This is a genomic window from Rhodococcus sp. MEB041 (assembly GCF_030208955.1).
Lineage (GTDB): Bacteria > Actinomycetota > Actinomycetes > Mycobacteriales > Mycobacteriaceae > Rhodococcoides.
The window spans coordinates 25,468-47,477 of the sequence record NZ_JARVSZ010000005.1; the positions used below are offsets into that span (position 1 = coordinate 25,468).

The following is a 22,010-nucleotide window of genomic DNA, read 5'->3' on the forward strand; positions in this document are numbered from 1 at the left end:
GCGACGACGGTCGTCAGCCTCGTTGGTCGTCCAGCACCCGTCGAGCCTGCTCGGTGACCGTGGTCCCAGCGCTGTAGGCCTGTGCTCGCAGCAGTGCCGACGCTGCCTGGACGCCGAGGTGGTGCCGAGCGACCACCACGCCGATCGCCAGGTGCACGGTCGACAGGTCGAAGCCGTGGTCGGGCCCGCCGTCGACGGCCGTGAGGACAGTGTCTCCGTCCAGGTCGTCGCACAGGGGAACTCGCGGCGCAAGCAACTCCGGGCGGCGTTCCACGAGCGCTGCGATGGCGGCGTCGGAGTGCGTGCTGCTGCGGCGTCGACCACGCCAGTACATCTGGAGCGTTCCCAGGGGGGTGGCGGGTGCACCGATGGGGAACGTCGCGACCTCGACGACTCCGAGGGTCGCCAATTCGTCGACGAGAGTGGTCCAGCGGACGCCGTGGTCAGGGTCCTCGACATCGAGTCGGCTGTGTCCCGCTCCCGCCATCGACTCGGTGTGCGGTCCGCAGCCGAGCAGGTACTGGAGGTCGGCCAGCCGCTCCGCCAGGTCGTCCGTCGCGTACGTGACGAGCCGGACGTCGGCATCGGCCGCCGATTCCGCCACCACGGCGGCTCCGTCCGCCCGGCACCACTGCACGCACGCGGCCAGCCATGTCTCCGCAGTGCGTCCGGACCGCAGGGCGCCCATGACGCGTTCGTCTGGTGGATGGGGCTCGCGGGCCGAGTTCGATGCCATGGGGCGTCCTTCGCTGCGTTCGTGTAACCGGTTCGTGGACCGCAGCTGAGGGTGTGTCTCGCCGTTCATCGTGTACCCGTCCGTCGGCTCCGCACACCACATCCGGCCGGTGTCCTCGAACACGGGCGCCCACTCACCGGGTGTCGCCGGTCACCCGAGTGGTCGACACGCTCGGAACACCCACGACGACATGCGGTGCTGTGCGCAGAATGCTCGGTCGCGGAGCCGGATCTTGCGCAGTCGGCAAGACCGTGGTCACCTGGGGATCTCCGCGAAGCATCGAGCCGGAGATGACGTCCTGAGGGGGAAGCGCCATGACCAGCAACGAGCATGTCGATGATCGAGCGCCACAGACGGTGGAGACCCTGGAGGAGATCGCACAGCGTGTGTTGTGGCTGTCGACCTCGATGATCCACCACGCCAATCGAATTCGGCCCAACCCCAGCGGACTCAAAGTCGGAGGCCACCAAGCCTCGTGCGCGTCGATGGTGTCGATCATGACCTCCCTGTGGTTCGAACAGTTGCAGCCCGGGGACCGGGTGTCGGTCAAGCCGCACGCGTCTCCGGTGCTGCACGCGATCAACTACCTCCTCGGTGAGTTGGACGAGAAGTACCTGACGACGCTGCGGTCCTACGGCGGGCTGCAGTCCTACCCCTCGCGCGCCAAGGACCCCGACACCGTCGACTACTCCACCGGGTCCGTGGGAATCGGAGCGACCGCACCGATCTGGGGCGCGATGTCGCGCCGCTACGTCGACGCCGCCTTCGGTGACGCGCACGACGACGCCCGGACAGCGACCGGATTCCGGGGGCGGCAGTACTCGCTCGTCGGCGACGCCGAACTGGACGAGGGCGCGGTGTGGGAAGCGGTGATCGACCCGGGAATCGCCGACCTCGGCGAGATCGTGTGGATCGTCGACTTGAACCGCCAATCGCTGGATCGAGTGGTGCCGAACTTCGCTGCGCGGCGGCTGGAGAAGATGTTCGACGCCGCCGGCTGGCAGGTCGTCACGGTCTCGTTCGGCACCCTTCTCGACGCATTGTTCGCCCGTCCCGGCGGCGAGGCCCTGCGCGAACGCATCGTCGACATGCCCAACCCGGAGTACCAACGCCTCCTGCGCTGCACGGCGGACGAACTGCGCACCCGACTGCCCGGCGCCGGGCCCGGTGCCGAACGGATTCGTGCCCTCGTCGCCGATCTGGACGATGCCGCTCTGACGGAGGCCGTCCGCAACCTGGGCGGACACGACCTCGCCGCACTGCGCGCCGCGTTCGCCCGTATCGACGACACCCGTCCCACCGTGATCATCGCGTACACCGTCAAGGGCTTCGGGTTGCCGACGCAGGGTCATCCGCAGAATCACTCGTCGTTGCTGACGGTCGAGGAGTACGCCGAACTCGCGGGCGCGCTGGGCACCGACCCCGACGCGCCCTGGGCACGATTCTCGGACGACAGTCCGGCCGGGCGGGTGTGCGCGGACACCGCGGACCGGCTGCGCCGGGAACCGATACACACGGCCGAGCCTCCCTCGGTGCCCACCGACATCGGGCGCACGCCCAAGGGAACGGCGACGACACAGGCCGCGCTCGGTCGCGTCCTGCTCGACCTCACCAGAGCGGCTCCGGACGCCGCGCGGCGGGTCGTCACCGTCAGTCCCGACGTCAGCTCCACCACCAACCTCGGCGGCTGGGTGAACAAGGTCGGCGTCTGGTCCTCCTCGGAACGCCACGACTGGTTCGGTGACGACGCCGAGACGATCATGCACTGGCGCGAGAGCCCCACGGGGCAACACATGGAACTGGGCATCGCCGAGACCAACCTCGTCGGACTGATGGGCGAGCTCGGTGCGACGTGGAGCCGGTGGGGAGAGCCGCTGTTCCCGATCGGAGTCATGTACGACCCGTTCGTCGAGCGCGCGCTCGAGCCGTGGTCGTACGGCATCTACGCAGGCGGACAGTCCATCCTCGTCGGCACCCCCTCGGGAGTGACCCTGGCGGCGGAAGGTGGTGCGCACCAGTCGATCAAGACCCCGTCGATCGGTCTGGAGCAGCCCGGGTGCGTGAGCTGGGAACCGGCGTTCGCGATCGACGTCGAGTGGACGCTGCTGGCGGCGATCGGACGGTTGGGGCGCCCGGGCGGCACGTCGGCGTATCTGCGCCTGTCGACCAGGCCGGTCGATCAGTCGCTGGCGAACGTTCCGGCGGATCCGGCGGCGCGGGAGCGCCGACGGCGGCAGGTGGTCGCCGGGGGATACCCGCTGGTGCGGCGGGACGGTGCGGTGGTGACCATCGCGGCGATGGGCGCGATGGTCACCGAGGCCCTCGCCGCGGCGGAGCGGCTCGAACAGATCGGGCTCGCTGCCGACGTCCTGTGCGTCACGAGTCCGGGGGAGCTGTATCGGGCGGTGCAGGCACGGCAGGGGCATCTCGAGGCGGAGTCGTGGATTCTCGATCATCTGCTGCCGGCAGAGCGGGCGACGCCGATGGTGACGGTCCTCGACGGTCATCCCCACACGCTCGCGTTCCTGGCGACGGTGAACCGGGTGCCGTCCACGTCTCTCGGGGTGAGTGAGTTCGGTCAGGTCGGCGCACTCGACGAGGTGTACCGCCACCATCAGATCGACACCGACTCGATCGTCCGGGCCGCACTCGACGTCACCGGTCACTGACTGCTCGGCAGGTTCATCGAGCGGCCGCGGCACCGAGTTCGATGAGCAGGACGCCGACGACGATGCATGCGATCCCGCCGAGCATGCGGCGGGTCAGGGGTTCTCGAAAGAGGTACCGGGAGGCCACGGCGGTGAGGGCGACTCCGCACGCGGCCCAGATGCCGTAGGCCACTCCCAGGGCCAGACCCGAACGGAGCGCACCGAGCAGGGCGACGAACGCGAGAAGATAGCCGAGAGCGACGACCCCGTAGAACGCGGGGCGTCCGGTGGCCGCCACGCGGAGCGACAGCGTGGCCGACACCTCGAGGAGGATGGCGCCGAGGAGGAAGAGGTACTGCATCACGGTTCCCGCTCTGCGGGGTGGGACCCGGTCTCGACGAGGAGTACACCGACGATGACCAGTCCGATTCCGAGACCCATCACGATGGTCAGCGGTTCACCGAAGAGCGCTGACGCGAGAAGGGCGGTGAGAGCGACACCGCTTGCTCCCCAGATACCGTAGGCGACACCGAGGGCCATACCGCGGCGCAGTACGGACGCGAGTCCGACGAAGGCCAGCAGATAACCGATGATCACCACGACGTAGAGGACGGGACGGGTCTCGGAACCTTTGAGCGACAGGGTGGCGGACACTTCGGCCACCACGGCCGCCGCCAGAAGGAACCACACCATGCGGTAGTTCTACCGCGGGCGGGACTAGCGAGCGATCTGTCCGCGGCCCATGCGCAGGAGGAGCATGCCGAGGGTGCGGCCCTCGCGGCCGAGATCACCGAAGTGCTGGAGCACCGACATCTCGCGTGCGGACGATGCGGCCGAGCGGGGCTCCATCATGCCGACAGTGCGAGTGAGCTCGGTGCGTCGTGCCACTGCGGCCAGGATCTGGGCGTCGAGACGCTCGATCTCGTCGTGCATGGAGTCGATGTCGTGGGCGGTGTCGGCACCGTGGTTGCGCGTGACGTCTGCGGTGGCGAAGTCGGTTGCAATGCTCATGTCTACTGAATCGCGCCCATCCCGAATTTCATTACCGATCTGCCGAGATATTTTTCGGCGACCAGTCGAGAACGGGTCTCACCTGCGGTGATGCAGATTGTGAGCTGGATCGCAGTGCGCCCGTGGGCGTCAGGTGAGGTTAGGCTAACGCAATGTTTCTCACCGTGTGTGCGCCCGTGAGGCGACTGATCCCTGTACTCGTCGCGACGGTGGCCCTCACCGTGTCGTGCTCGTCGGCCGCCACCGAGGACGGCCGCGACGCGGCGCAGACGGCGGCCGGCGGCGTCTATCCAGCGACGGTCGACACCGCGTTCGGCGCCGTCGACCTCGAGTCGGCGCCGACGCGCGTCGTGGCGCTGGGGTGGGGGGACGCGGAGACGGCATTGGCCCTCGGGGTCCAGCCGGTCGGTGCCAGCGACTGGCTCGACTTCGGCGGAGAGGGCGTCGGTCCGTGGGCGGAGGGTCTCTACGACACACCACCCGAGATCATCGGAACCCTGGAACCGTCCTACGAAGCCGTGGCGGCACTCGAGCCGGATCTGATCCTCGACACCAAGAGCTCGGGCGACGTCGGCCGGCACGACCGGCTGGCGGCCATCGCGCCGACCGTCGGCATCCCGGAGGGTGCGGAGAACTACACGACGTCCTACGAGGATCAGGTCACCATGGTGGCCGCGGCGCTCGGTGTGCCCGAGAAGGGCGCCGAGCTGATCGCAGGGCTGGACGACGGCTTCCGCACGGCCGCTGCGGACCATCCGGAGTTCGCAGAGAAGACCGTGACGGTGGGCGCCCTCAGCGGAACCGGCTACGGCGCCTACATAGAGGACAGCGAGCGGGTGCAGTTCCTGATGCGGCTCGGGTTCCGGCAGAACCCGACCATCGCATCGATGACCCCGGTGCGGTTCTCCGTACCGATCGCGGACGAGCAGCTGGGTCTGCTCGACGCGGATCTCGTCGTCATGTTTCCGATCGGCAAGACTGCGCAGGACATCGAGCAGAACCCGCTGTTCCGCAGCATCCCGGCCGTGGCGCAGGGGCATGCGATCGTGTTCGACGACCCGGCGGTGGCGAAGTCCTACTCCACCAACTCGGCGCTCTCGCTGCAGTACGCACTCGACACCGTGGTGCCCATGCTGGCGGAGGCGCTCCGGTCGTGATGCTCGGAGGCGATCGCTCACGCGTGCCTTCACCAGCGGCGCGACCTCGGTGCCGAGCAACTCGATGCCCCGCAGCATGGTCCGTCCAAGAGATGCGCCACCCGCTCGCGAGCGGTGACGCGGTGGCCGGTGTCGTACTCGACGACGGCCGACACGAAGTTGCCGATCCCGATCTGCATTGGTGCCGTTCTGCCGATGTAGTGAAGGTTCAACACTCTGTGGTGTCGTCGAGTTGAACCTTCAAGTGAGGGTAGCGAAGGTTCACGACACCTAGGCTGGGTGCGTGAACGACGACGTCGAGTGGCTGCGACCCGACGAGGTACGCGCGTGGCTCGCGGTCGCAGGCCTCCTCGAGGCGCTCCCCGCTGTACTGAACTCGCAGTTGAAGAACGACGCGGGGGTCAACCACTTCGAATACATGCTCCTGGCCGGTCTGTCCGAGTCGCCTGGTCGGAGTTCGCCGACGAGTGAGATCGCTGCCTTCGCCGCAGGATCACTCTCTCGGGTCTCCCACGCACTCACGCGTATGGAGTCGCGGGGGTGGGTCGAACGGGGGCCACGCGGAGGCCCCGGTGGGCAGACCGCGGTGACGTTGACCGACGAGGGCATGGAGATCGTTCGTCGCGCGGCTCCCGGTCACGTCGCGCAGGTGCGAGAACTGGTCGTCGACCGCCTCGGTCGTGAGGACGCACTCGAGCTCGGGCGACTCGCGGGCCGGGTGCTCGAGGGTGCGAACCCGGCGGTCCACAGGATGCTGATGGACCGGTATCCCGAGCAGGACGTGCGCCCGGACGACCGGGACTGACGGAGAGGACCCCATGTCGCTACCGCTGACCGGCGTTCGAGTGCTGGAGCTCGGCAACTACATCGCCGCGCCGACCGCGGGACGCATGCTCGCGGACTTCGGCGCGGAGGTGATCAAGGTCGAGCGACCCGGCACCGGCGACGAGATCCGGAACTGGCGTCTCTATTCCGGTACCACGTCGATGTTGTACCGGACGATCAACCGCAACAAGAAGTCGATCGTGCTCGATCTGCGCACCGAGCAGGGGCGGCAGGACGTGCTGGATCTCGCCGCGCAGTGCGACATCGTGCTCGAGAACTTTCGGCCCGGCACTCTCGAGAAATGGGGACTCTCGCCGGAGCGGTTGAGCGAGAGGAACCCCGATCTCATCATCACCCGCATCTCCGCTTTCGGGCAGACCGGTCCGATGGCCGAGCGTCCCGGATTTGCCGCCGTCGCCGAGGCCTACGGGGGATTTCGCAACCTCGTCGGCGACCCCGACCGACCACCGGTTCGCGTCGGAGTGTCGATCGGTGACTCCATCGCCGGCCTCTACGCCGCCTTCGGGTGTGTCATGGCTCTGTTCCGACGCCAGACCGCGTCGAGCGAGCTCTCGCTCGAGCAACGCTCGATCGACGTCGCGCTCAACGAGTCGATTCTGTCGATGATGGAATCGCTGGTACCGGACTACCTCGCCTACGGAGTGGAACGCGAGCGCACCGGTGGGCGGATGGAAGGCATCGCGCCCTCGAATGCGTACCCGTGCAACGACGGTCACTCGATCATCATCGCCGGCAACGGCGACGCCATCTTCCAGCGCTACATGGAGACGATCGGCCGGCCGGATCTCGGCGCGGATCCCGAGCTGTCCGCCAACGCCGGCCGCTGGCGACGTCGGGACGAACTGGACGCGGCCATCTCCGCCTGGACCATGCTGCACTCCCGCGACGAGGCGTTGGCGGTGCTCGATCGGGCCGGTGTGCCGTCGGGGCCCATCTACACGGCCGCCGACATCGTGCGGGATCCACAGTATCGAGCGCGCAACATGATTCAGACGTTCCCCGTGGACGTCGGTGGTGAGACTCCGGTGGACGTGGGTTTCGTCGGTGTGGTGCCCGTCATCGGCGACGCGTCCGTTCCCATCCGATCGCTCGGACCGGACCTCGGCGAGCACACCGCCGAAGTACTGCAGGAACTGTTGGGACGCACCGAGAGCGAGCACGACGCATGACACGGATTCTGGTCACCCTGCCGATTCCCGAACCGGGTATGGAGATTCTGCGCCGCGCCGCCGACGTCGACGTTATCGCGCTCGATCACGTCGCGCTGGCGGAGCGATGCGCCTCCGGCGACTACGACGTGGTGGTGGCCCAGCTCCGGGACCGGTTCGACAGCGCACTGCTCGCCGGTGCGCGCCTGCGTGGGATCTCCAACTACGCGGTGGGTGTCGACAACATCGACGTCGGCGCCGCCACCGCCCGAGGCATCGTCGTCGGGAACACTCCGGGCGTCCTGACGGACTCCACGGCGGACATCGCTCTCCTGCTGATGCTGGCCACAGCGCGTCGGGCGCTCGAGGCGGACCGGACGGTGCGCGCCGGTGAGTTCACCGGATGGGCACCGGACCTGATGCTCGGCACGGACGTGTCCGGACGGGTGCTGGGACTGGCCGGATTCGGGCGCATCGCTCGCGCGACGGCGCGGCGCGCTCTCGGATTCGGTATGACGGTGCGGTTCTGCCCACGGCCCCCGTCCGACAGGCCCGTCGACGATGCGGAGCTCGACGAGTTCGGCGGTCGCGTCGAGCACGTCTCGTGGGACGAGTTGGTGGCGACGAGCGACTTCCTGTCCCTGCACGTTCCGCTGACCGAGGCGACGTACCACCTCGTCGATGCTCGGGTTCTCGGCGCGATGAAGACCTCCGCGATTCTGGTGAACACCGCGCGCGGGCCGGTGGTCGACGAGTCCGCTCTGGTGGAGGCGTTGCGGGACGGCGTGATCGCCGGTGCGGGGCTCGACGTCTACGAGGACGAACCGGCCACGGCACCCGGCCTGTCGGAGCTGGCCAACACCGTGCTGCTGCCGCACGTCGGGAGCGCGACGGTGTCGGTGCGGAGCGAGATGGCGCGTCTGTGCGCGGAGAACGCCGTCGCTATGGCCGCCGGCACGATGCCGCCCCACGCCGTCAATCCGGAGGCATGGGCGGACCTGTGAGAACTAGGTCGCGAGTGCGGCGTTGACCGCGTTCTCCGTTCGGGTCGGATCGTCCACCGTCAGGACGAGTCGATCGAACCGTCCGGTGCCGTCGAGCTCGATCACGATGTTGCGCACCGGGTCCCCGACGTTCCAGAACACTTTCTCGCCGTCACGATGGAAGGTGCCGGCGTACTTTCCCGGTATCGAGAGGCCCGGAGCCCTGATGCCCCTGGGCTCACGCCGTACACCGGTGTCGACGGTGGCGCCCTTCACCTCGGACAGCGGAATGTCGAGTCGGCGCGTGAAGCTCCAGAGCTTGTCGAGGCCGCGTGGTTCGACGACCAGTCGGCCGTCGACGATGGTCACGGTGTTCATGCTGTGCCCTTTCTCTCGATGCAGGCGCGCGTGAGTATCGCGTCGCCCAGTGCCCGTGCGTCGATGTTCTCGGCAACCAACTTCTCGCGGATCTCCTGCCTCACCGAGGGATCGGAGGGGGCCAGATCCATGAGAGCGACGAGAAGCAGAGGCATCGTGGAGTGCGTCGAGCGCAGTGCGGTGAGGAACAGTCCGCGCTTGCTTCCGAACGCGTTGTAGAGGCTCGCCCGTCGGATGCCGACGGCGTCGAGGATCTGATCGATGGACGCGCCGGTGTAACCGTGACGGACGAACGTGTCGACGGCGGCCGCGAGCACAGTGTCCGTGTCGAACTCGCGCGGTCTCGGCATGCACCCATTCTAGACTGATCAGTCAATAATGGCGAGCGCCCGCACGGCATCGACGAACGCGTCCACGTCGCGCGCAGTGTGCGCGAACGACGTCACGAGACGCACGACCCCCGGCTCCCACCGGTCGTCGTAGAACGTGAATCCGCGGTCGTGCAGTGCCCGTGTCAGAGCAGCGGGGAAGCGGAAGTAGGACATGTTCGCCGACGCGTCGCCCACGACCTCGATGCCCCCGATTTGTCGGAGCCCGTCTCGGAGCCGCGCGGCCATCGCGTTGGCGTTCCGCGCATGACGCATCCAGAGGTCGTTCTCCAGGTACGCGACCAGTTGCGCGCTCTGGAACCGCATCTTGGACGTCAGCTGGCCACCGCGCTTGTGTCGGAACGCCAGTTCGGTGGACAACGAGGGATCGAACGACACGATGGCCTCGGCGGTCATCGTGCCGTTCTTCGTCGCGCCGAAGGACAGGATGTCCACGCCTGCTCGCCAGGTCATCTCGGCCGGCGTGCACTCGAGGGCCACGAGCGCGTTGGCGAACCGGGCGCCGTCCATGTGCACGCGGAGTCCGGCATCGTGCGCGATGGTCGACACCTCACGCACCTCGTCGAGGGTGTGGACGCTGCCCGTCTCGGTGACCTGCGTGAGGCTCACCACCGACGGCTGGACACTGTGGACGTCGCCGCGTCGTCGCACGACCGCGGCGCGCAGTGCGGTGGGATCCATCGTCGAACGTGGGCCGTCCACGAGGACGATCTTGGCGCCGTCGGTGAAGAACTCCGGAGCGCCGGCCTCGTCGTTGGTGATGTGGCCGTCGGGATGAGTGAGGATGCTGCCCCACGGCGGTGTACACGCGGCCAGCGCCAGTCCGTTGGCCGCCGAACCGGTTCCGACGACGAACACGTCGACGGGACGCTCGAAGACGTCGGCCATCAGCGTCGTGAGACGAGCGGACGTCGGATCGTTGCCGTACGGGGCCGCGAGCCCGGTCGATGCTTCCGCCATGGCCGCGAGGATCTCCGGGGCGGTGCCCGCAGCGTTGTCGCTGAGATATCCGGTGAGTGGGGCAGTGGTGCTCGTGGCCATACCCCCATGGTGGCAGAACCTCGACCGGCTACCGCAGCTCCGCCGCCAGCCGAGGGAGCAGTGCGAGGGGATTGGCGCGTTCCACCCGTGCTCGGCCGTCGCCCTCGAACACGTCGGACAGTCCGGGGGCCGGGTCGTCCGTGTCCGAGGCGGAGTAGGTGAGTCCGCTGAAGGGCCAGTCGGTTCCGAAGACGATGTGGTCGACGTCGGTCACTTCGAGCACCGATCGCAGCGACGACGCCGAGGCGGACAGTGCGGTGTCGTAATGGAAGCGTCGCAGTGCACCCTCGAGGCCGAGCAGCGACACGGACGGGATCTGATCCGGTGCGACGGCGCGGGGCGCATTCAGCCGCGTGGCGAGGTACGGCAGGCAACCGCCCGCGTGAGCGAGGACGAAGCGGATGTTCGGATACCGGTCGAGGGTGCCGGCCGCGATCATCTCGACCGCGGTCCGTGTGGTCTCGAACGGGAACTCGAGGAGGAAGCTCGGAAGCGGCAGTGGGGGAGCCGAACCCGCGGGGAGCTCGCCGGGGTGCACGAAGACGAGGGCGGACCGCGCGTCGAGCAACGCCATGATCGGTTCGAAGCGTGGGTCGCCGAGGTAGATGCCGTCGTACGACGACAGCAGTGCCACCCCGTCCATTCCCAGCACGTCCAGGCCGTACGCGATCTCGGCGAGGGACGCCGACACGTCCGGAAGTGGCACGGTGACCAGGGAGCCGAAACGAGTGGGATGCAGTCGAACCTGGTCGGCCGCGTAGTCGTTGCAGGAGCGCGCGAGGCGCACCGCCTCGAGGCCGCGCACGAACCGCACTCCGGGGTCGGAGATCGAGAGCACCTGGGCCGCGATGCCGAATTCGTCCATGAACGCGAGAGCGGACTCCGGCGACCACGCGGGCAGCGGTAGGCCGCCCGGAGCGAGAAGCCCGGCGCGCAGCACGGCCTCCCGATACATCGGCGGGATCATGTGCGCGTGCAGGTCCACTCGATAGGCACCCACGGGCGCGGCCGAGGCCGTCGGTCCTGTGGCCGCGAGCAGGCCCGCGCCGAGCATGCCTCCGCCGATCAGTGTCTGCAGAGCTTGTCGTCGTGTCGCCATCGTGGTTCCCCCGTGTCTCGACGCCGTCCCCTCGGCTCCGCGGCAACATAACAGGGTTGGATGCCAGTTCTGATGATTCGATCGGAACTTCGGGACGGGTCACGAGTCGACGTGGTCCCGTGTGTCGTCCAGTCGGCCGGCCGCCGCGCGTCGACGCAAGACCTCGCGGTGTCCGAACGTCGCCCCGAGAATCTGCTCCTGGTCGGCCACGGTGCTGCCGACTGCACCCGCCACGGTGCCCAGCGATGCCGAGAGCCACGCCAGGCGCACGTAGTCGGAGACGTTCGCCGAACGCCCGATCTGTTCGGACAGGAACGACGGAGAGATCACCACTGCGGCCGCTGCGCCGACCACCAGGAACAGGACCGCGTACATGGTGACGACTCCGGCGGCGACCGTGCCGAGGGTGGCGAGGTTGTACATCGTGCGGTCGATCGCTCGCGCTCGCCGAGTGTGCTTCTCCCACAATCCGTTCGGAAAGATGAGCCAGGCCGTCACGGCCAACAGGGCGGTGGCGGACACCGCCGTCAGTCGCATGATCGACATCGACGCCGCCATCTGCCAGATGCTCGAGTAGAAGAGGCCGAACGCGGACGTCGCGGTCGCCGCGGCCAGTGCGCCCGACAGTGTCGGTATCAGCCGCCACGGTCGGTTGGTGCGGATCATGCCCGCTACCACCCGCGCACGCCCCAGCAGGGCGGGCGCCACCAGGGCGTCGTGGCCGGACACGGTGGACCAGTGCGCCAGACCGGTGGCGGGATCGGGTCGGTCGACACCGGTGGTGTCGCGCAGCGCTCCCAGAGCAGCCAGTGTGACGGCGCGCGCACGTCGCGCGACCCGGTGGGTGCCGAACGACGGGACGTAGACGACCACCATCGACGGCCGGACCATCTCGGCGAGGACGGGGCGCGACCGCACACGGCGCGGTATCTCGGACACGCACACGGTGAGGATGTCCTCGCTGCCCCCGGTATGGCCGAGCAGGGACGCCCAGGTGTCCAGGTCGGGGCTGCCGCTCTGTACCGGTGGCAACGGGATCGCGACCTGGTCGACGGTGAGCACGTCGCCGTCGCGCGTGGCCGATCCGTCGAGATCGGCCGCGACGGAGTCGGCGACGGCGGCGGCGAAGCCGGGATCGGACGCGACTCTGACGACGGGCATCCTGGTCGGCTACCCGTCGTGGTCGATCGGAAACGGGCACGGGGGCCGCCGCGTTCCCGCCGAGTCGTCGCCCGCCCGATCGCTCAGTCGTCGAGCTTGAAGCCGACCTTCAGCGTCACCTGAAAGTGCGCGACAGCACCGTTCTCGATGTGTCCGCGAGTCTCGGTGACTTCGAACCAGTCCAGCTCTCGCAGTGTGGCGCTCGCACGGGAGATGGCCTTGCGGATCGCGTCGTCGACACCCTCCGTCGAGGTTCCGACGATCTCGGTGACGCGGTAGACGTTGTCGCTCATGGTGTGCCCTTCACTCGGTGACAGTTCCCCGTCATCGTGCGTCCTCGGGTGTCGTCCGGTCCAGGGTTCCGATCATCGCGGTTCGACGCGGTCGAGCACCTGTCTCCGTTTCGGAAGTGGGTGGCTCGGGTAGAAGACGTGCGGCGGCAGCGGCGGCGCGTGCGTCGGCGTGGACGCCCGGTGAGGTTGAGACCACAGCCTGCCGATGGAACGGCCTTCCCGCACGGACCACGCGGGCGGGGAGGCCGTGTCCGTCTTCTATTCGGAGTCGGGCGGAGGTCGGATCTACTCAGTCCGAGACGGTGAGACCGTGCGCGTGCACGTAGGCGAGTGCCTGGACCGTGTCGATGCGGGCTCCGTCGAGCACGGCCGACGTCCAGAACGTGGCATCGGCGATGCTGCCCCGCAGATCCGCATCGTTCAACCGGAGCCCGGAGGTGCGGGCACCGCCGAAGTCGACACCGCGCAGAGTGGCCTTGCGGAGATCGGTCCCGACGAGGTTGGCGTCACGCAGGCGCGCCCCGGTGAGGTCGAGTCCGCGGAGGTCGAGACCGCCGAGCGAGGTGAGCATGAGGTCGACCTCGTCGAAGACCGCGGGCGTGATGCGCGAGTCCGCGATGGCGGAACCGAGGAACGATGTGCTGCGAAAAGTGCTGTGCCACAATCGGCTCCGCCGGAACTCGCAGTTGCGGAAGGCCGACCCGATGTGCGTCGAGTCCGTCAGATCCACGCCGGAGAAGTCGCAGTCGGTGAAGACGACACCGTGGGTGGTCAGACCGCCGAGGTCCGCGTCGATGAAGCTGCAGGACGTGTACGAACGCCTGTCCCACCGCTGGCCGTGTGCGTCGATCTCGTTGTAGTTCTCGTCCTCGAACGACCGGTCGGCGAATTCGTCCTCCACACGGGGGACTCTAGCGGGAAGGCCGGAGGCCGGTCGGGGTGTGGCGGGAGGGCCGGAGGCCGGTCGGGGTGTGGCGGGAAGGCCGGGGTCGGTCGGAATGCAGGCGGTCAGGCGGTCAGGCGGTCGGGCGGGCGGTGGGGCCCATCCGCGGCACGCTGGCGGGGAGCACGGCGTCGACGAGAGCCGCCGCTCGCGGGTCCACGTCGGCATCGGTCCGGGCGATGAACGTCGTGGTGCTGGTGCACACGTCCTCGCCGTGCGACGTCAGATGGTTCTGGACCACCAGGATGTCGTTGCCCGCGAACTGGCGGATCGACAGCACCTGGAGAGTGGACACCAGCTGATCTCCCTGCATGACCGGGCGATGCAGAACGAAGCTCTGATCGGTCTGCATGACTGCCGTGATCTCGTACTCCACGAGGATGTGCGCGAAGAGATAGTCGATGGCGATGGATCCGACGACGCTCACGAAGGTCGCGGGCGCGACGAGTCCCTCGTATCCCAACTCGGCCGCAGCGGCCTCCTTGTGGTGCGCCGGATGTTCGTTCTGGATGGCGCGGGAGAGTTCGCGGATCTTCTCGCGGCCGACCTCGTAGTAGTCGGGGATGACGTAGGCGTGTCCGACCAGGCGGGAGCTGCGTTCGAACCGGTGATCGGGCTCGTGCGGAACGAGCGGGCGAGTCTCGTGAGCACCTGTCACGGAGTCGTCGGTCACCGAATTGCTGGTCACGTGGAGCCTTCCCCTGGGACGCGCCCACCCCCATCGGCACACGCGTATGTGAACAAATCCTACTTCGCGTGTGAATATCCACAAATGCGGCAGTCGAACCCCGTCGGTCGGGTGCGCGGGTGCGTGGTCGCCGCCGGCGTGCACGGGTTTCGTGAGGGGCACACCCTGTGCCGCGTGTCGACAGGGGTGTGGCGCGCTGAGTGGGGTGTGGGCGCGAGATCGGTCAGGGAACCTGAGTCGGTCGCATTCCGGTCAGGTGTCGGACCGGCCGCGTCGACTGTCGAGGTAGGCCCTCGCCCTGAGGGACCGCAGCCATTCCGGACCGGGCCGGACACTGTCGGGAGTGCGCCGGATCGGGTCGAACGACAGGTCGCCACCGGACTGGTCGACCGAGCCGAGCGTCAGTTCGGCCAGCGGGACGTACGCCCCGGTGCCCTCGGCCTGCTCGAACTCGAAGACCAGCGGCCTCGCACGTACAGCGTCGACGATGGAGTCCAGGGTGGGCAGCGGCGGCGCGGCGACGGCCCGCGCGCGGACCCACCACTGACCACCCTCGAACTGCAGCGGCATCAGCGTCGAGAAGGAGGCCGTCTCGAACGCGAGCACCGGGTGCGGAACGCACCGCGTCACGACCTCCCGCCCGGCGCTGGCAAGGAGGATGTCCCAGGCACCGTCGGCCCGGTCGGTCGGCGGGAGACGCAACGCGAGACCCGCGACGTCGGGAACCCGTCGGGGCAGCCCGAGCGCGGTGGACAGGCGCACCGTCACCTCGCACGTGCCCACAGGCAGTCCGGCGTCGCCCTCGGCGGTACGGCGCAGTGTGCCCGTCAGAACCTTCCCGTGGGGATGGAACAGCTTGGCGTGGCGCAGCGCCGACCCCAGCCCGAACGGCAGGGCGAGCACGCGCACGGGCATCGACGTCTCGTTCACGCTCGGGGATTGCCCGGTGTGTGACGTGAGGAAACGTCGCCGCTCAGGCTCCGTCGTGCGCCTTCTGCAGGTCGGCGACCACGATCTTCGACATCGACAGCATGGCCTGCACGACGCGCTGGGACGCCGCCGGATCCGGGGTGCTCATCAACTGCATCAGCTGGACCGGGACGATCTGCCAGGAGACCCCGAACTTGTCCTTGCACCAGGCGCACCGGCCCTCGGATCCACCGTCGGACGTGAGCGCGTTCCAGTAGCGGTCGACCTCTTCCTGCCCGTCGCAGCTGACAGCCATGGAGATCGCTTCGGTGAACGGGAACTGTGGCCCCCCGTTCAGGGCGCTGAATCGCTGACCGAAGAGCTCGAAGTCGACCATCATCGCGCGGCCCGGGGCGCCGGGTCCACCGTCCCCGTAGCGGCTGACGTTCAGTATCGCTCCCGTGCCGAACGTCGAGAGGTAGAACTCCGCGGCCTCCTCGGCCCGGTCGTCGAACCACAGTGTGGGGGTGATCTTCTGCATCGTGAGGTCCTTCGTCTTCGGATGGCGGAGCGAACTCGACCCGTCAGCCGTGTCGACTCCGGCCGACGGCGAAAGTCATCGCGCGATGCCGGCAGTCAGCAGTGTGGCCAGCTCCCGGTAGGCGGCGGCGTCGTCCAGACCCGTGCGACGGGCGAGGGCACGGCTCTGGATCGAGACCATCACCGACGCGGCGACGTCGGCGACGAACGCGGCGTGGACGTCCCGCACGTCGCCGGCGCGGACCCCGTCGTCGATGATGCCGCGGACTCGCTCGGCCGCGATGGCGGTGTTGCGTTCGTAGACGAGCCTCGACGGCTCGAAGTCGGCGAGGTCGGTCATGAACCGTTCCGACGCCGGCGCGAGTGCTTCACCGACCGCGCCCAGATACGCCGCGAGGCGCTCGCGGGTGCCCGTCGCGGCGTCGGAGGCCGCGTCCACGCTGACCGCTGCCGAGGTGAAGAAGTGCACCGCGGCGGAGCGGACGAGGTCGTCCTTGCTCGCGGCGAGGGTGTACAGCGTGCTCTTCGAGCACCGAAGGCGGGCGGCGATGCCGTCGAGAGTGAGGTGCGCGAAGCCTTCGGCCAGGAACAGGGCCACTACGGAATCGAAGAGCTGCGCGCGCCGCGCCGTCGCGTGAGCTGCTGTCATGGTGAGCGACAGTACTGCAGAACGCCATGCAGTACTGTCGTAGTACTGAGGGGCCCGCTGCAGTACTGGTGCCGCCTCATCCGATCCGCGACCGAGACGAGGACCCATGGCTGTCGAACGACTGCTGCCGAACGACGACGCACGTGACCTTCTCCAGTTGACCCGCGACATCGCGGACAAGGTCCTCGACCCCATCGTCGACGAACACGAGAAGGCCGAGACCTATCCCGACGGCGTCTTCGCCACGCTCGGCGAGGCGGGGCTGCTCAGCCTGCCGTATCCGGAGGAGTGGGGCGGCGGCGGTCAGTCCTACGAGGTCTATCTGCAGGTGCTCGAGGAACTGGCGTCGCGCTGGGCCGCGGTGGCCGTCGCCGTGAGCGTGCACGGGCTCTCGTGCCACCCGCTGATGTCCTTCGGGTCGGAGGACCAGAAGTCGCGGTGGCTGCCGGACATGCTCGGTGGGCGCACGATCGGCGCCTACAGCCTCTCGGAGCCACAGGCCGGCAGCGACGCGGCCGCCCTCTCCTGCAAGGCCGTGGCCGGTCCGGACGGGTACACCGTCACCGGGTCGAAGGCCTGGATCACGCACGGCGGCAAGGCGGACTTCTACACGCTCTTCGCGCGCACCGGCGAGGGCTCGCGGGGCATCTCCTGCTTCCTCGTGCCTGCCGACCTCGAGGGGCTCTCCTTCGGAGCTCCGGAGGAGAAGATGGGGCTGCACGCGATACCCACGACGGCCGCCCACTACGACGGCGCGGTGCTGTCGGCCGATCGCCGCATCGGCGAGGAGGGGCAGGGGCTCGGCATCGCGTTCAGTGCCCTCGACGCCGGGAGGCTGGGCATCGCCGCCGTCGCCGTCGGCATCGCCCAGGCCGCGCTCGACGATGCCGTGGCCTATGCGCAGGAGCGAACGACGTTCGGCCGCAAGATCATCGATCATCAAGGGCTCGGGTTCGTGCTGGCCGACATGGCAGCGGCGGTGGACTCGGCCCGGGCGACGTACATCGACGCGGCACGCCGCAAGGATGCCGGACTGCCGTTCTCACGTCAGGCCTCCGTGGCCAAGCTCGTGGCGACGGACGCGGCGATGAAGGTGACGACCGACGGCGTGCAGGTGTTCGGAGGCTACGGGTACACCCGAGACTTCCGGGTCGAGCGGTACATGCGCGACGCCAAGATCACGCAGATCTTCGAGGGCACCAACCAGATCCAGCGTCTGGTGATCAGCCGGTCGCTGGCCTGACCCCCCCCGTGCGCACTATGCGCATCCAGCGGTACGCACAGGGCGCACGGGGCGATAGCCTCCCGCTATGAGCTCGTTCACCGGAATCCCGGAGGCCGCCCTCGATTTCTACGAGGATCTCGAGGTCGACAACAGCAAGACCTGGTGGGCCGAACACAAGCACGTCTACGACGAATCGGTCCGCGCGCCCATGACCGCGCTCACGGAGGTACTGGCCGAGGAGTTCGGGACGGCCAAGCTCTTCCGGCCGCACCGCGACGTCCGCTTCTCCAAGGACAAGGTGCCGTACAAGACGCACCAGGGTGCCTACGTGCAGGTGGCCCCGTCCACGGGGTGGTACGTGCAGGTCGACGCCTCCGGCCTCATGGTCGCCGGCGGGTTCTACGCGTCCACGTCCGACTCCATCGCCCAGTTCCGCGCCGTCGTCGACGACGAGGTCCGCGGGTCGGAGCTCGCGCGAATCGTGGCCGATCTCGAGAGCCGCGGCTACGACCGCGGCGGTGACCGGCTGAAGACCTCGCCGCGCGGCTACGACGCGGATCATCCCCGCATCGATCTGCTGCGCCACAAGTCCCTGACGGCAGGACGGTCCTTCGGCTGCCCGCCGTGGCTCGACACACCGGAGTGCGCCGATCACATCCGTGCCGCCTGGCGTGATCTCACACCACTTCTCGAATGGTGCCGTCAGGTACTGGCCTGACGTGCCAGCACGGCCAACTGGAGTTCCATCAGCAGTCGCGCAGCGGGATCCGACAGGTCCGTCCCGGTGATCTCCTCGGCCCGTCGGACCCGATAGCGCAACGTGTTCGGGTGCACGTGCAGGTCGGCCGCGGCCCGGCGCACATCGGACGGGTGCCGCAGATACGTCGCGATGCTCTCGCGTAGCGACGAGGACGTGCGTGCGTCGTACTCGACGAGCGCCGCCATGCGCGGATCGTGCAGCGAGGGGTGCGCGAGGAGCAGATCGACGATCTCACCGAGCAACACGGACGTCCGCGAATCGGCGAGTGTGGTCACCCTGTCGTCTGCTCCGGCGGTCCCGTCCAAGACGCGATCGACCTCGCGGCGAGCGGCGGCGACCTCGGACAGGGCGGCCACCGGCGATGCCACCGCGGCCCGCAAGCGGATCCCCGTGCGTCCCTCGATGCCCTCGAGCAACCGGCGAGTCCACGACGGCACCGAGGTCTCCGCGCGGGTCCGTGGGACGAGGACGTAGATGCGGTCGCCGAGAGTGGTGACCAGGGACAGTCGGTGAAAGGAACTGGCGTGCAGTCGGATCGCGCCGGACAGATCGGCCATCGTGGCCGACGAGGGGGCATCGGGCGCGGCGCCGTCCACCGCGGCGAGACCGATCACCGCCGCCGGCCCGTCCGTCGGGATGGACAGCGCCGCGGCGAGTGAGGGCACGTCGACCCCACCGCCACGAGCGCCGAGCAGTCGCTGGATCTGCACCGCCTCGTTCGTGGGTGCCTCGAGGATGCGCGTGATCAACCGTGCCGCCACCGCGGCCGCGCCCTGCAGCACGCTCGGAGCATCGTCGGTGAGCGGTCGACGACCTTCCTGGATCCACAGCGTGCCTACCAGTCGCGGTGTGCCCGAACCATCCTGCGTGGCAGTCGTTCTGATGCCGGCGACCAGTCGCCGTCGGATACCCAGATCGGAGTGCGCCGGCACCTCGACGACCTCGTCGGAACGGCGGACCGCGTCGTAGACACCCCACTGCTCGAGTCGCCGGAGATACTCCGCGGGGCCTTCTCGTCCGAGAATGGACAGGGTCCGCAGCTCGTCCGCCTGATCGTCCGACGCCGAGTACGCCAACACGTGCGACCGCTGGTCCTCGATGCTCACCATCCCGCGCGTGAGCACCGCGACGGTGTGCGCCAGCCCGAAGAGATCGGTGTCCGCGCCCACCAGTCCCGCCAGTTCGGACGGTTCCGCGGACGACGGTTGGGGTGTGGTGATCGACGGCGAGGAATGGTCGAGCACGCCGCGCACCATCGACAGGAGGCGGTCCCAGCGGGTCTGCGTGTGCACCGCGACGAGAGCGACGCCGGCCGTGCGAGCCGCGTGCTGCATCAGCGTGGACGAGGCGGCGATCTTCGACATCACCGCGGTGGGTCGAAGGTCGCTGCTCCGCGTCGCCAGGTCGTCGAACCACGCAACGGCGTCCGCTTCCCGCACACCCGCCAGCAGATAGAGGTCCGCCGCAGCGGCGGTCGTGTAGAGCTCGGCGGCCAGATCGTCGGCGTCGACGAGCGTCACCGACCCGATCGGCACGTCCGACCCTGCCGGTGCCACGAGCACCTCGACGAAGGCGGAGTGCAGCGCACGCACGATCGAGTCGAGGGTCGAGGAGGTGCGGGTCATGCCGTGCACTCTAGGTGTCCTTCATCCGATCGGACAGGGGTCGGTGTGTTTCTTTGGACGCTGGGCCGAATATCGAGGATGCCGCGTCCGCTTGGCTGAACCCACCGACCCGGCACGAAGACCCGACACCGAGGACCGACATGGACGCCGTCACCGCAGTACCCACCCCCCTGAACGAGCCGGTGCACACGTACGCACCCGGCAGCGCCGAGCGAGCGCGGCTCACGCACCATCTGGATCGACTCGCCGCCACGCCCACCGAGATCACCCAGGTCATCGGCGGAGACCACCGCGACGCGACGGGCCCACGCGAGAACGTCGTGCAACCGCACCGGCACGCGTCCGTCATCGGATCGTTCGCGAATGCCACCCACCAGGATGTGCGCGACGCCATCGACGCGGCGACCGCCGCCGCACCTGCGTGGCGATCGCTGCCCTTCGACGAGCGCGCCGCAGTCTTCCTCCGCGCCGCCGATCTCCTCGCCGGGCCGTGGCGCGAGACCATCGCGGCTGCCACCATGCTGGGGCAGTCGAAGAGCGCGTACCAGGCCGAGATCGACGCACCCTGCGAGCTGATCGACTTCTGGCGCTTCAACGTCTCGTTCGCCCGACAGATCATGGCCGAACAACCGATCTCCGCGCCCGGCGTCTGGAACCGCGTCGAATACCGCCCCCTCGAGGGCTTCGTCTACGCCATCACCCCGTTCAACTTCACCGCCATCGCGGGAAACCTCCCCACGGCGCCGGCGCTCATGGGCAACACCGTGCTGTGGAAGCCGTCGCCCACCCAGGCCGTCGCCGCGTACCTGACGATGCAGCTTCTCGAGGCCGCCGGACTGCCCCCCGGCGTCATCAACCTCGTGCTCGGTGACGGACCCCTCGTCTCCGAGGTCGCACTCGCCGATCGTCGTCTCGCCGGCATCCACTTCACCGGCTCCACACCGACGTTCCAGCGGCTGTGGCGCGAGGTGGGCGAGAACATCGCCGGCTACGACACCTACCCGCGACTGGTCGGTGAGACCGGTGGCAAGGACTTCGTCGTCGCCCACAGTTCCGCCGACCCGGACGTGCTCACCACGGCGCTGATCCGCGGTGCCTTCGACTTCCAGGGTCAGAAGTGCTCCGCGGCGTCGAGGGCCTTCGTGCCGTCGTCGGTGTGGAAGAGGATGGGGGACACGCTCGTCGACACCGCGTCGTCGCTGCGTTACGGCGACGTCACCGATCTGTCGAACTTCGGTGGGGCGGTCATCGACCGGAAGGCCTTCGACCGCAACGCGGCTGCACTCGAGCGCGCGAAGTCCACCCCGGGCATCACCATCGCCGCCGGCGGCACCTGCGACGATTCCGTCGGCTACTTCGTGGACCCGACGATCCTGCTCGGTGACGACGCGGGCGACGAGGCGTTCCACACCGAGTACTTCGGCCCGATCCTCGCCGTGCACGTCTACGACGACTCGAAGCCCGATGCGTTCGAGAACACGCTCGCCATGGTCGACAGCGGGTCGAAGTACGCCCTGACCGGATCGATCATCGCCGACGATCGCGCCGCCGTCACGCAGGCCACCGAGGCCCTGCGCTTCGCCGCCGGCAACTTCTACGTCAACGACAAACCGACCGGCGCCGTCGTCGGGCAGCAGCCGTTCGGCGGTGCTCGCGCGTCGGGCACCAACGACAAGGCCGGATCACCGCAGAACCTGCTCCGGTGGGCCTCCGCGCGCACCATCAAGGAGACTTTCGTGCCGGCCGTGGACCACACCTACCCTCACCAGGGAGTCTGACCG

Annotated in this window: 24 protein-coding genes; 8 read left to right on the forward strand and 16 right to left on the reverse strand. The window is 68.6% G+C overall.

Annotated elements, in window-relative coordinates; translation table 11 throughout:
* Nucleotides 1-13: 13 nt before the first annotated feature.
* Nucleotides 14-736, reverse strand: a complete 723-nt coding sequence (locus QRN16_RS14175) for an ANTAR domain-containing protein (RefSeq protein WP_222627986.1) — start codon at nt 734-736, stop codon at nt 14-16.
* A 314-nt stretch (nt 737-1,050) separates the two neighbouring features.
* Here QRN16_RS14175 and QRN16_RS14180 point away from each other — a divergent pair, with 314 nt between their 5' ends.
* Nucleotides 1,051-3,405 (forward strand): thiamine pyrophosphate-binding protein, encoded by a 2,355-nt coding sequence (locus QRN16_RS14180; protein ID WP_285187649.1) that lies wholly within the window; start codon nt 1,051-1,053, stop codon nt 3,403-3,405.
* Nucleotides 3,406-3,418: 13 nt separating this feature from the next.
* Here QRN16_RS14180 and QRN16_RS14185 read toward each other — a convergent pair whose 3' ends face one another.
* Genes QRN16_RS14185 through QRN16_RS14195 form a run of 3 tightly spaced genes read right to left on the reverse strand, consistent with a single transcriptional unit; the run spans nt 3,419 to nt 4,395 of the window.
* Nucleotides 3,419-3,745, reverse strand: a complete 327-nt coding sequence (locus QRN16_RS14185) for a DMT family transporter (RefSeq protein ID WP_027504356.1) — start codon at nt 3,743-3,745, stop codon at nt 3,419-3,421.
* Nucleotides 3,745-4,077: a DMT family transporter gene (locus QRN16_RS14190; RefSeq protein WP_285187654.1), complete on the reverse strand. Its 333-nt coding sequence runs from the start codon at nt 4,075-4,077 to the stop codon at nt 3,745-3,747. Before QRN16_RS14190 ends, QRN16_RS14185 begins: the two co-directional genes overlap by 1 nt.
* A gap of 24 nt (nt 4,078-4,101) precedes the next feature.
* On the reverse strand, nt 4,102-4,395 hold the full coding sequence (locus tag QRN16_RS14195) for a chorismate mutase (protein ID WP_037184031.1): 294 nt from the start codon (nt 4,393-4,395) through the stop codon (nt 4,102-4,104).
* A 152-nt stretch (nt 4,396-4,547) separates the two neighbouring features.
* Between QRN16_RS14195 and QRN16_RS14200 the strand changes: the two genes are divergently transcribed.
* The 4 genes from QRN16_RS14200 to QRN16_RS14215 all read left to right on the forward strand — a co-directional run bounded on the left by QRN16_RS14200 (nt 4,548) and on the right by QRN16_RS14215 (nt 8,550).
* Nucleotides 4,548-5,552, forward strand: coding sequence for an iron-siderophore ABC transporter substrate-binding protein (locus tag QRN16_RS14200; protein WP_222627978.1), 1,005 nt, complete (start codon nt 4,548-4,550; stop codon nt 5,550-5,552).
* 283 nt (nt 5,553-5,835) lie between these two features.
* On the forward strand, nt 5,836-6,357 hold the full coding sequence (locus QRN16_RS14205; protein WP_056446583.1) for a MarR family winged helix-turn-helix transcriptional regulator: 522 nt from the start codon (nt 5,836-5,838) through the stop codon (nt 6,355-6,357).
* 13 nt (nt 6,358-6,370) lie between these two features.
* Nucleotides 6,371-7,567, forward strand: coding sequence for a CaiB/BaiF CoA transferase family protein (locus tag QRN16_RS14210; protein ID WP_082544576.1), 1,197 nt, complete (start codon nt 6,371-6,373; stop codon nt 7,565-7,567).
* A complete protein-coding gene (locus QRN16_RS14215) occupies nt 7,564-8,550 on the forward strand; it encodes a 2-hydroxyacid dehydrogenase (RefSeq protein ID WP_056446588.1) in 987 nt (328 codons plus the stop codon). Before QRN16_RS14210 ends, QRN16_RS14215 begins: the two co-directional genes overlap by 4 nt.
* A 3-nt stretch (nt 8,551-8,553) precedes the next feature.
* Here QRN16_RS14215 and QRN16_RS14220 read toward each other — a convergent pair whose 3' ends face one another.
* The 11 genes from QRN16_RS14220 to QRN16_RS14270 form a co-directional block, all read right to left on the reverse strand.
* Nucleotides 8,554-8,907 carry a hypothetical protein gene (locus QRN16_RS14220; RefSeq protein WP_056446591.1) on the reverse strand — a complete coding sequence of 118 codons (354 nt, stop codon included), beginning with the start codon at nt 8,905-8,907 and terminating at the stop codon, nt 8,554-8,556.
* Nucleotides 8,904-9,257 (reverse strand): TetR/AcrR family transcriptional regulator, encoded by a 354-nt coding sequence (locus QRN16_RS14225; protein WP_056446594.1) that lies wholly within the window; start codon nt 9,255-9,257, stop codon nt 8,904-8,906. Before QRN16_RS14225 ends, QRN16_RS14220 begins: the two co-directional genes overlap by 4 nt.
* Nucleotides 9,258-9,275: 18 nt before the next feature.
* Nucleotides 9,276-10,337, reverse strand: a complete 1,062-nt coding sequence (locus QRN16_RS14230) for a threonine aldolase family protein (protein ID WP_285187670.1) — start codon at nt 10,335-10,337, stop codon at nt 9,276-9,278.
* A gap of 28 nt (nt 10,338-10,365) precedes the next feature.
* On the reverse strand, nt 10,366-11,436 hold the full coding sequence (locus tag QRN16_RS14235) for an amidohydrolase family protein (protein WP_285187672.1): 1,071 nt from the start codon (nt 11,434-11,436) through the stop codon (nt 10,366-10,368).
* A 99-nt stretch (nt 11,437-11,535) separates the two neighbouring features.
* The gene (locus QRN16_RS14240; protein ID WP_285187675.1) at nt 11,536-12,597 is read right to left on the reverse strand and encodes a hypothetical protein; all 1,062 of its coding nucleotides are present in this window, start codon (nt 12,595-12,597) and stop codon (nt 11,536-11,538) included.
* Between the two features lie 83 nt (nt 12,598-12,680).
* Nucleotides 12,681-12,890 (reverse strand): dodecin, encoded by a 210-nt coding sequence (locus QRN16_RS14245; RefSeq protein WP_222627022.1) that lies wholly within the window; start codon nt 12,888-12,890, stop codon nt 12,681-12,683.
* 289 nt (nt 12,891-13,179) lie between these two features.
* A complete protein-coding gene (locus tag QRN16_RS14250) occupies nt 13,180-13,740 on the reverse strand; it encodes a pentapeptide repeat-containing protein (protein WP_231476201.1) in 561 nt (186 codons plus the stop codon).
* A gap of 166 nt (nt 13,741-13,906) precedes the next feature.
* Nucleotides 13,907-14,521 (reverse strand): FAS1-like dehydratase domain-containing protein, encoded by a 615-nt coding sequence (locus QRN16_RS14255; RefSeq protein ID WP_051612996.1) that lies wholly within the window; start codon nt 14,519-14,521, stop codon nt 13,907-13,909.
* A 252-nt stretch (nt 14,522-14,773) separates the two neighbouring features.
* Nucleotides 14,774-15,451, reverse strand: coding sequence for a catalase family protein (locus tag QRN16_RS14260; RefSeq protein ID WP_285187679.1), 678 nt, complete (start codon nt 15,449-15,451; stop codon nt 14,774-14,776).
* A 43-nt stretch (nt 15,452-15,494) separates the two neighbouring features.
* On the reverse strand, nt 15,495-15,971 hold the full coding sequence (locus tag QRN16_RS14265) for a VOC family protein (RefSeq protein ID WP_285187681.1): 477 nt from the start codon (nt 15,969-15,971) through the stop codon (nt 15,495-15,497).
* A gap of 75 nt (nt 15,972-16,046) precedes the next feature.
* A complete protein-coding gene (locus QRN16_RS14270; protein ID WP_285187683.1) occupies nt 16,047-16,619 on the reverse strand; it encodes a TetR/AcrR family transcriptional regulator in 573 nt (190 codons plus the stop codon).
* A gap of 106 nt (nt 16,620-16,725) precedes the next feature.
* On the opposite strand from QRN16_RS14270, the gene QRN16_RS14275 reads away from it, so the two are divergent.
* Complete coding sequence (locus tag QRN16_RS14275; protein WP_222627948.1) at nt 16,726-17,862, forward strand: acyl-CoA dehydrogenase family protein; 1,137 nt, start codon at nt 16,726-16,728, stop codon at nt 17,860-17,862.
* A 67-nt stretch (nt 17,863-17,929) separates the two neighbouring features.
* A complete protein-coding gene (locus tag QRN16_RS14280; RefSeq protein WP_027504340.1) occupies nt 17,930-18,562 on the forward strand; it encodes a DUF2461 domain-containing protein in 633 nt (210 codons plus the stop codon).
* Here QRN16_RS14280 and QRN16_RS14285 read toward each other — a convergent pair.
* Entirely contained in the window at nt 18,547-20,229 is a 1,683-nt protein-coding gene (locus QRN16_RS14285; protein WP_285187687.1) for a PucR family transcriptional regulator, read from the reverse strand. The two genes, QRN16_RS14280 and QRN16_RS14285, sit on opposite strands and share 16 nt — an antisense overlap.
* A 140-nt stretch (nt 20,230-20,369) precedes the next feature.
* On the opposite strand from QRN16_RS14285, the gene pruA reads away from it, so the two are divergent.
* Complete coding sequence (gene pruA, locus QRN16_RS14290) at nt 20,370-22,007, forward strand: L-glutamate gamma-semialdehyde dehydrogenase (RefSeq protein WP_285187690.1); 1,638 nt, start codon at nt 20,370-20,372, stop codon at nt 22,005-22,007.
* Nucleotides 22,008-22,010 lie beyond the last annotated feature (3 nt).

Coding starts and splice junctions, on each gene's coding strand:
- QRN16_RS14200 (WP_222627978.1), top strand. CDS start 4,548: ATGTTTCTCACCGTGTGTGCGCCCGTGAGGCGACTGATCCCTGTACTC.
- QRN16_RS14190 (WP_285187654.1), bottom strand. CDS start 4,077: ATGGTGTGGTTCCTTCTGGCGGCGGCCGTGGTGGCCGAAGTGTCCGCC.
- QRN16_RS14185 (WP_027504356.1), bottom strand. CDS start 3,745: ATGCAGTACCTCTTCCTCCTCGGCGCCATCCTCCTCGAGGTGTCGGCC.
- QRN16_RS14235 (WP_285187672.1), bottom strand. CDS start 11,436: ATGGCGACACGACGACAAGCTCTGCAGACACTGATCGGCGGAGGCATG.
- QRN16_RS14230 (WP_285187670.1), bottom strand. CDS start 10,337: ATGGCCACGAGCACCACTGCCCCACTCACCGGATATCTCAGCGACAAC.
- QRN16_RS14225 (WP_056446594.1), bottom strand. CDS start 9,257: ATGCCGAGACCGCGCGAGTTCGACACGGACACTGTGCTCGCGGCCGCC.
- QRN16_RS14210 (WP_082544576.1), top strand. CDS start 6,371: ATGTCGCTACCGCTGACCGGCGTTCGAGTGCTGGAGCTCGGCAACTAC.
- QRN16_RS14270 (WP_285187683.1), bottom strand. CDS start 16,619: ATGACAGCAGCTCACGCGACGGCGCGGCGCGCGCAGCTCTTCGATTCC.
- QRN16_RS14215 (WP_056446588.1), top strand. CDS start 7,564: ATGACACGGATTCTGGTCACCCTGCCGATTCCCGAACCGGGTATGGAG.
- QRN16_RS14175 (WP_222627986.1), bottom strand. CDS start 736: ATGGCATCGAACTCGGCCCGCGAGCCCCATCCACCAGACGAACGCGTC.
- QRN16_RS14245 (WP_222627022.1), bottom strand. CDS start 12,890: ATGAGCGACAACGTCTACCGCGTCACCGAGATCGTCGGAACCTCGACG.
- QRN16_RS14285 (WP_285187687.1), bottom strand. CDS start 20,229: ATGACCCGCACCTCCTCGACCCTCGACTCGATCGTGCGTGCGCTGCAC.
- QRN16_RS14275 (WP_222627948.1), top strand. CDS start 16,726: ATGGCTGTCGAACGACTGCTGCCGAACGACGACGCACGTGACCTTCTC.
- QRN16_RS14220 (WP_056446591.1), bottom strand. CDS start 8,907: ATGAACACCGTGACCATCGTCGACGGCCGACTGGTCGTCGAACCACGC.
- QRN16_RS14195 (WP_037184031.1), bottom strand. CDS start 4,395: ATGAGCATTGCAACCGACTTCGCCACCGCAGACGTCACGCGCAACCAC.
- QRN16_RS14240 (WP_285187675.1), bottom strand. CDS start 12,597: ATGCCCGTCGTCAGAGTCGCGTCCGATCCCGGCTTCGCCGCCGCCGTC.
- QRN16_RS14180 (WP_285187649.1), top strand. CDS start 1,051: ATGACCAGCAACGAGCATGTCGATGATCGAGCGCCACAGACGGTGGAG.
- pruA (WP_285187690.1), top strand. CDS start 20,370: ATGGACGCCGTCACCGCAGTACCCACCCCCCTGAACGAGCCGGTGCAC.
- QRN16_RS14265 (WP_285187681.1), bottom strand. CDS start 15,971: ATGCAGAAGATCACCCCCACACTGTGGTTCGACGACCGGGCCGAGGAG.
- QRN16_RS14280 (WP_027504340.1), top strand. CDS start 17,930: ATGAGCTCGTTCACCGGAATCCCGGAGGCCGCCCTCGATTTCTACGAG.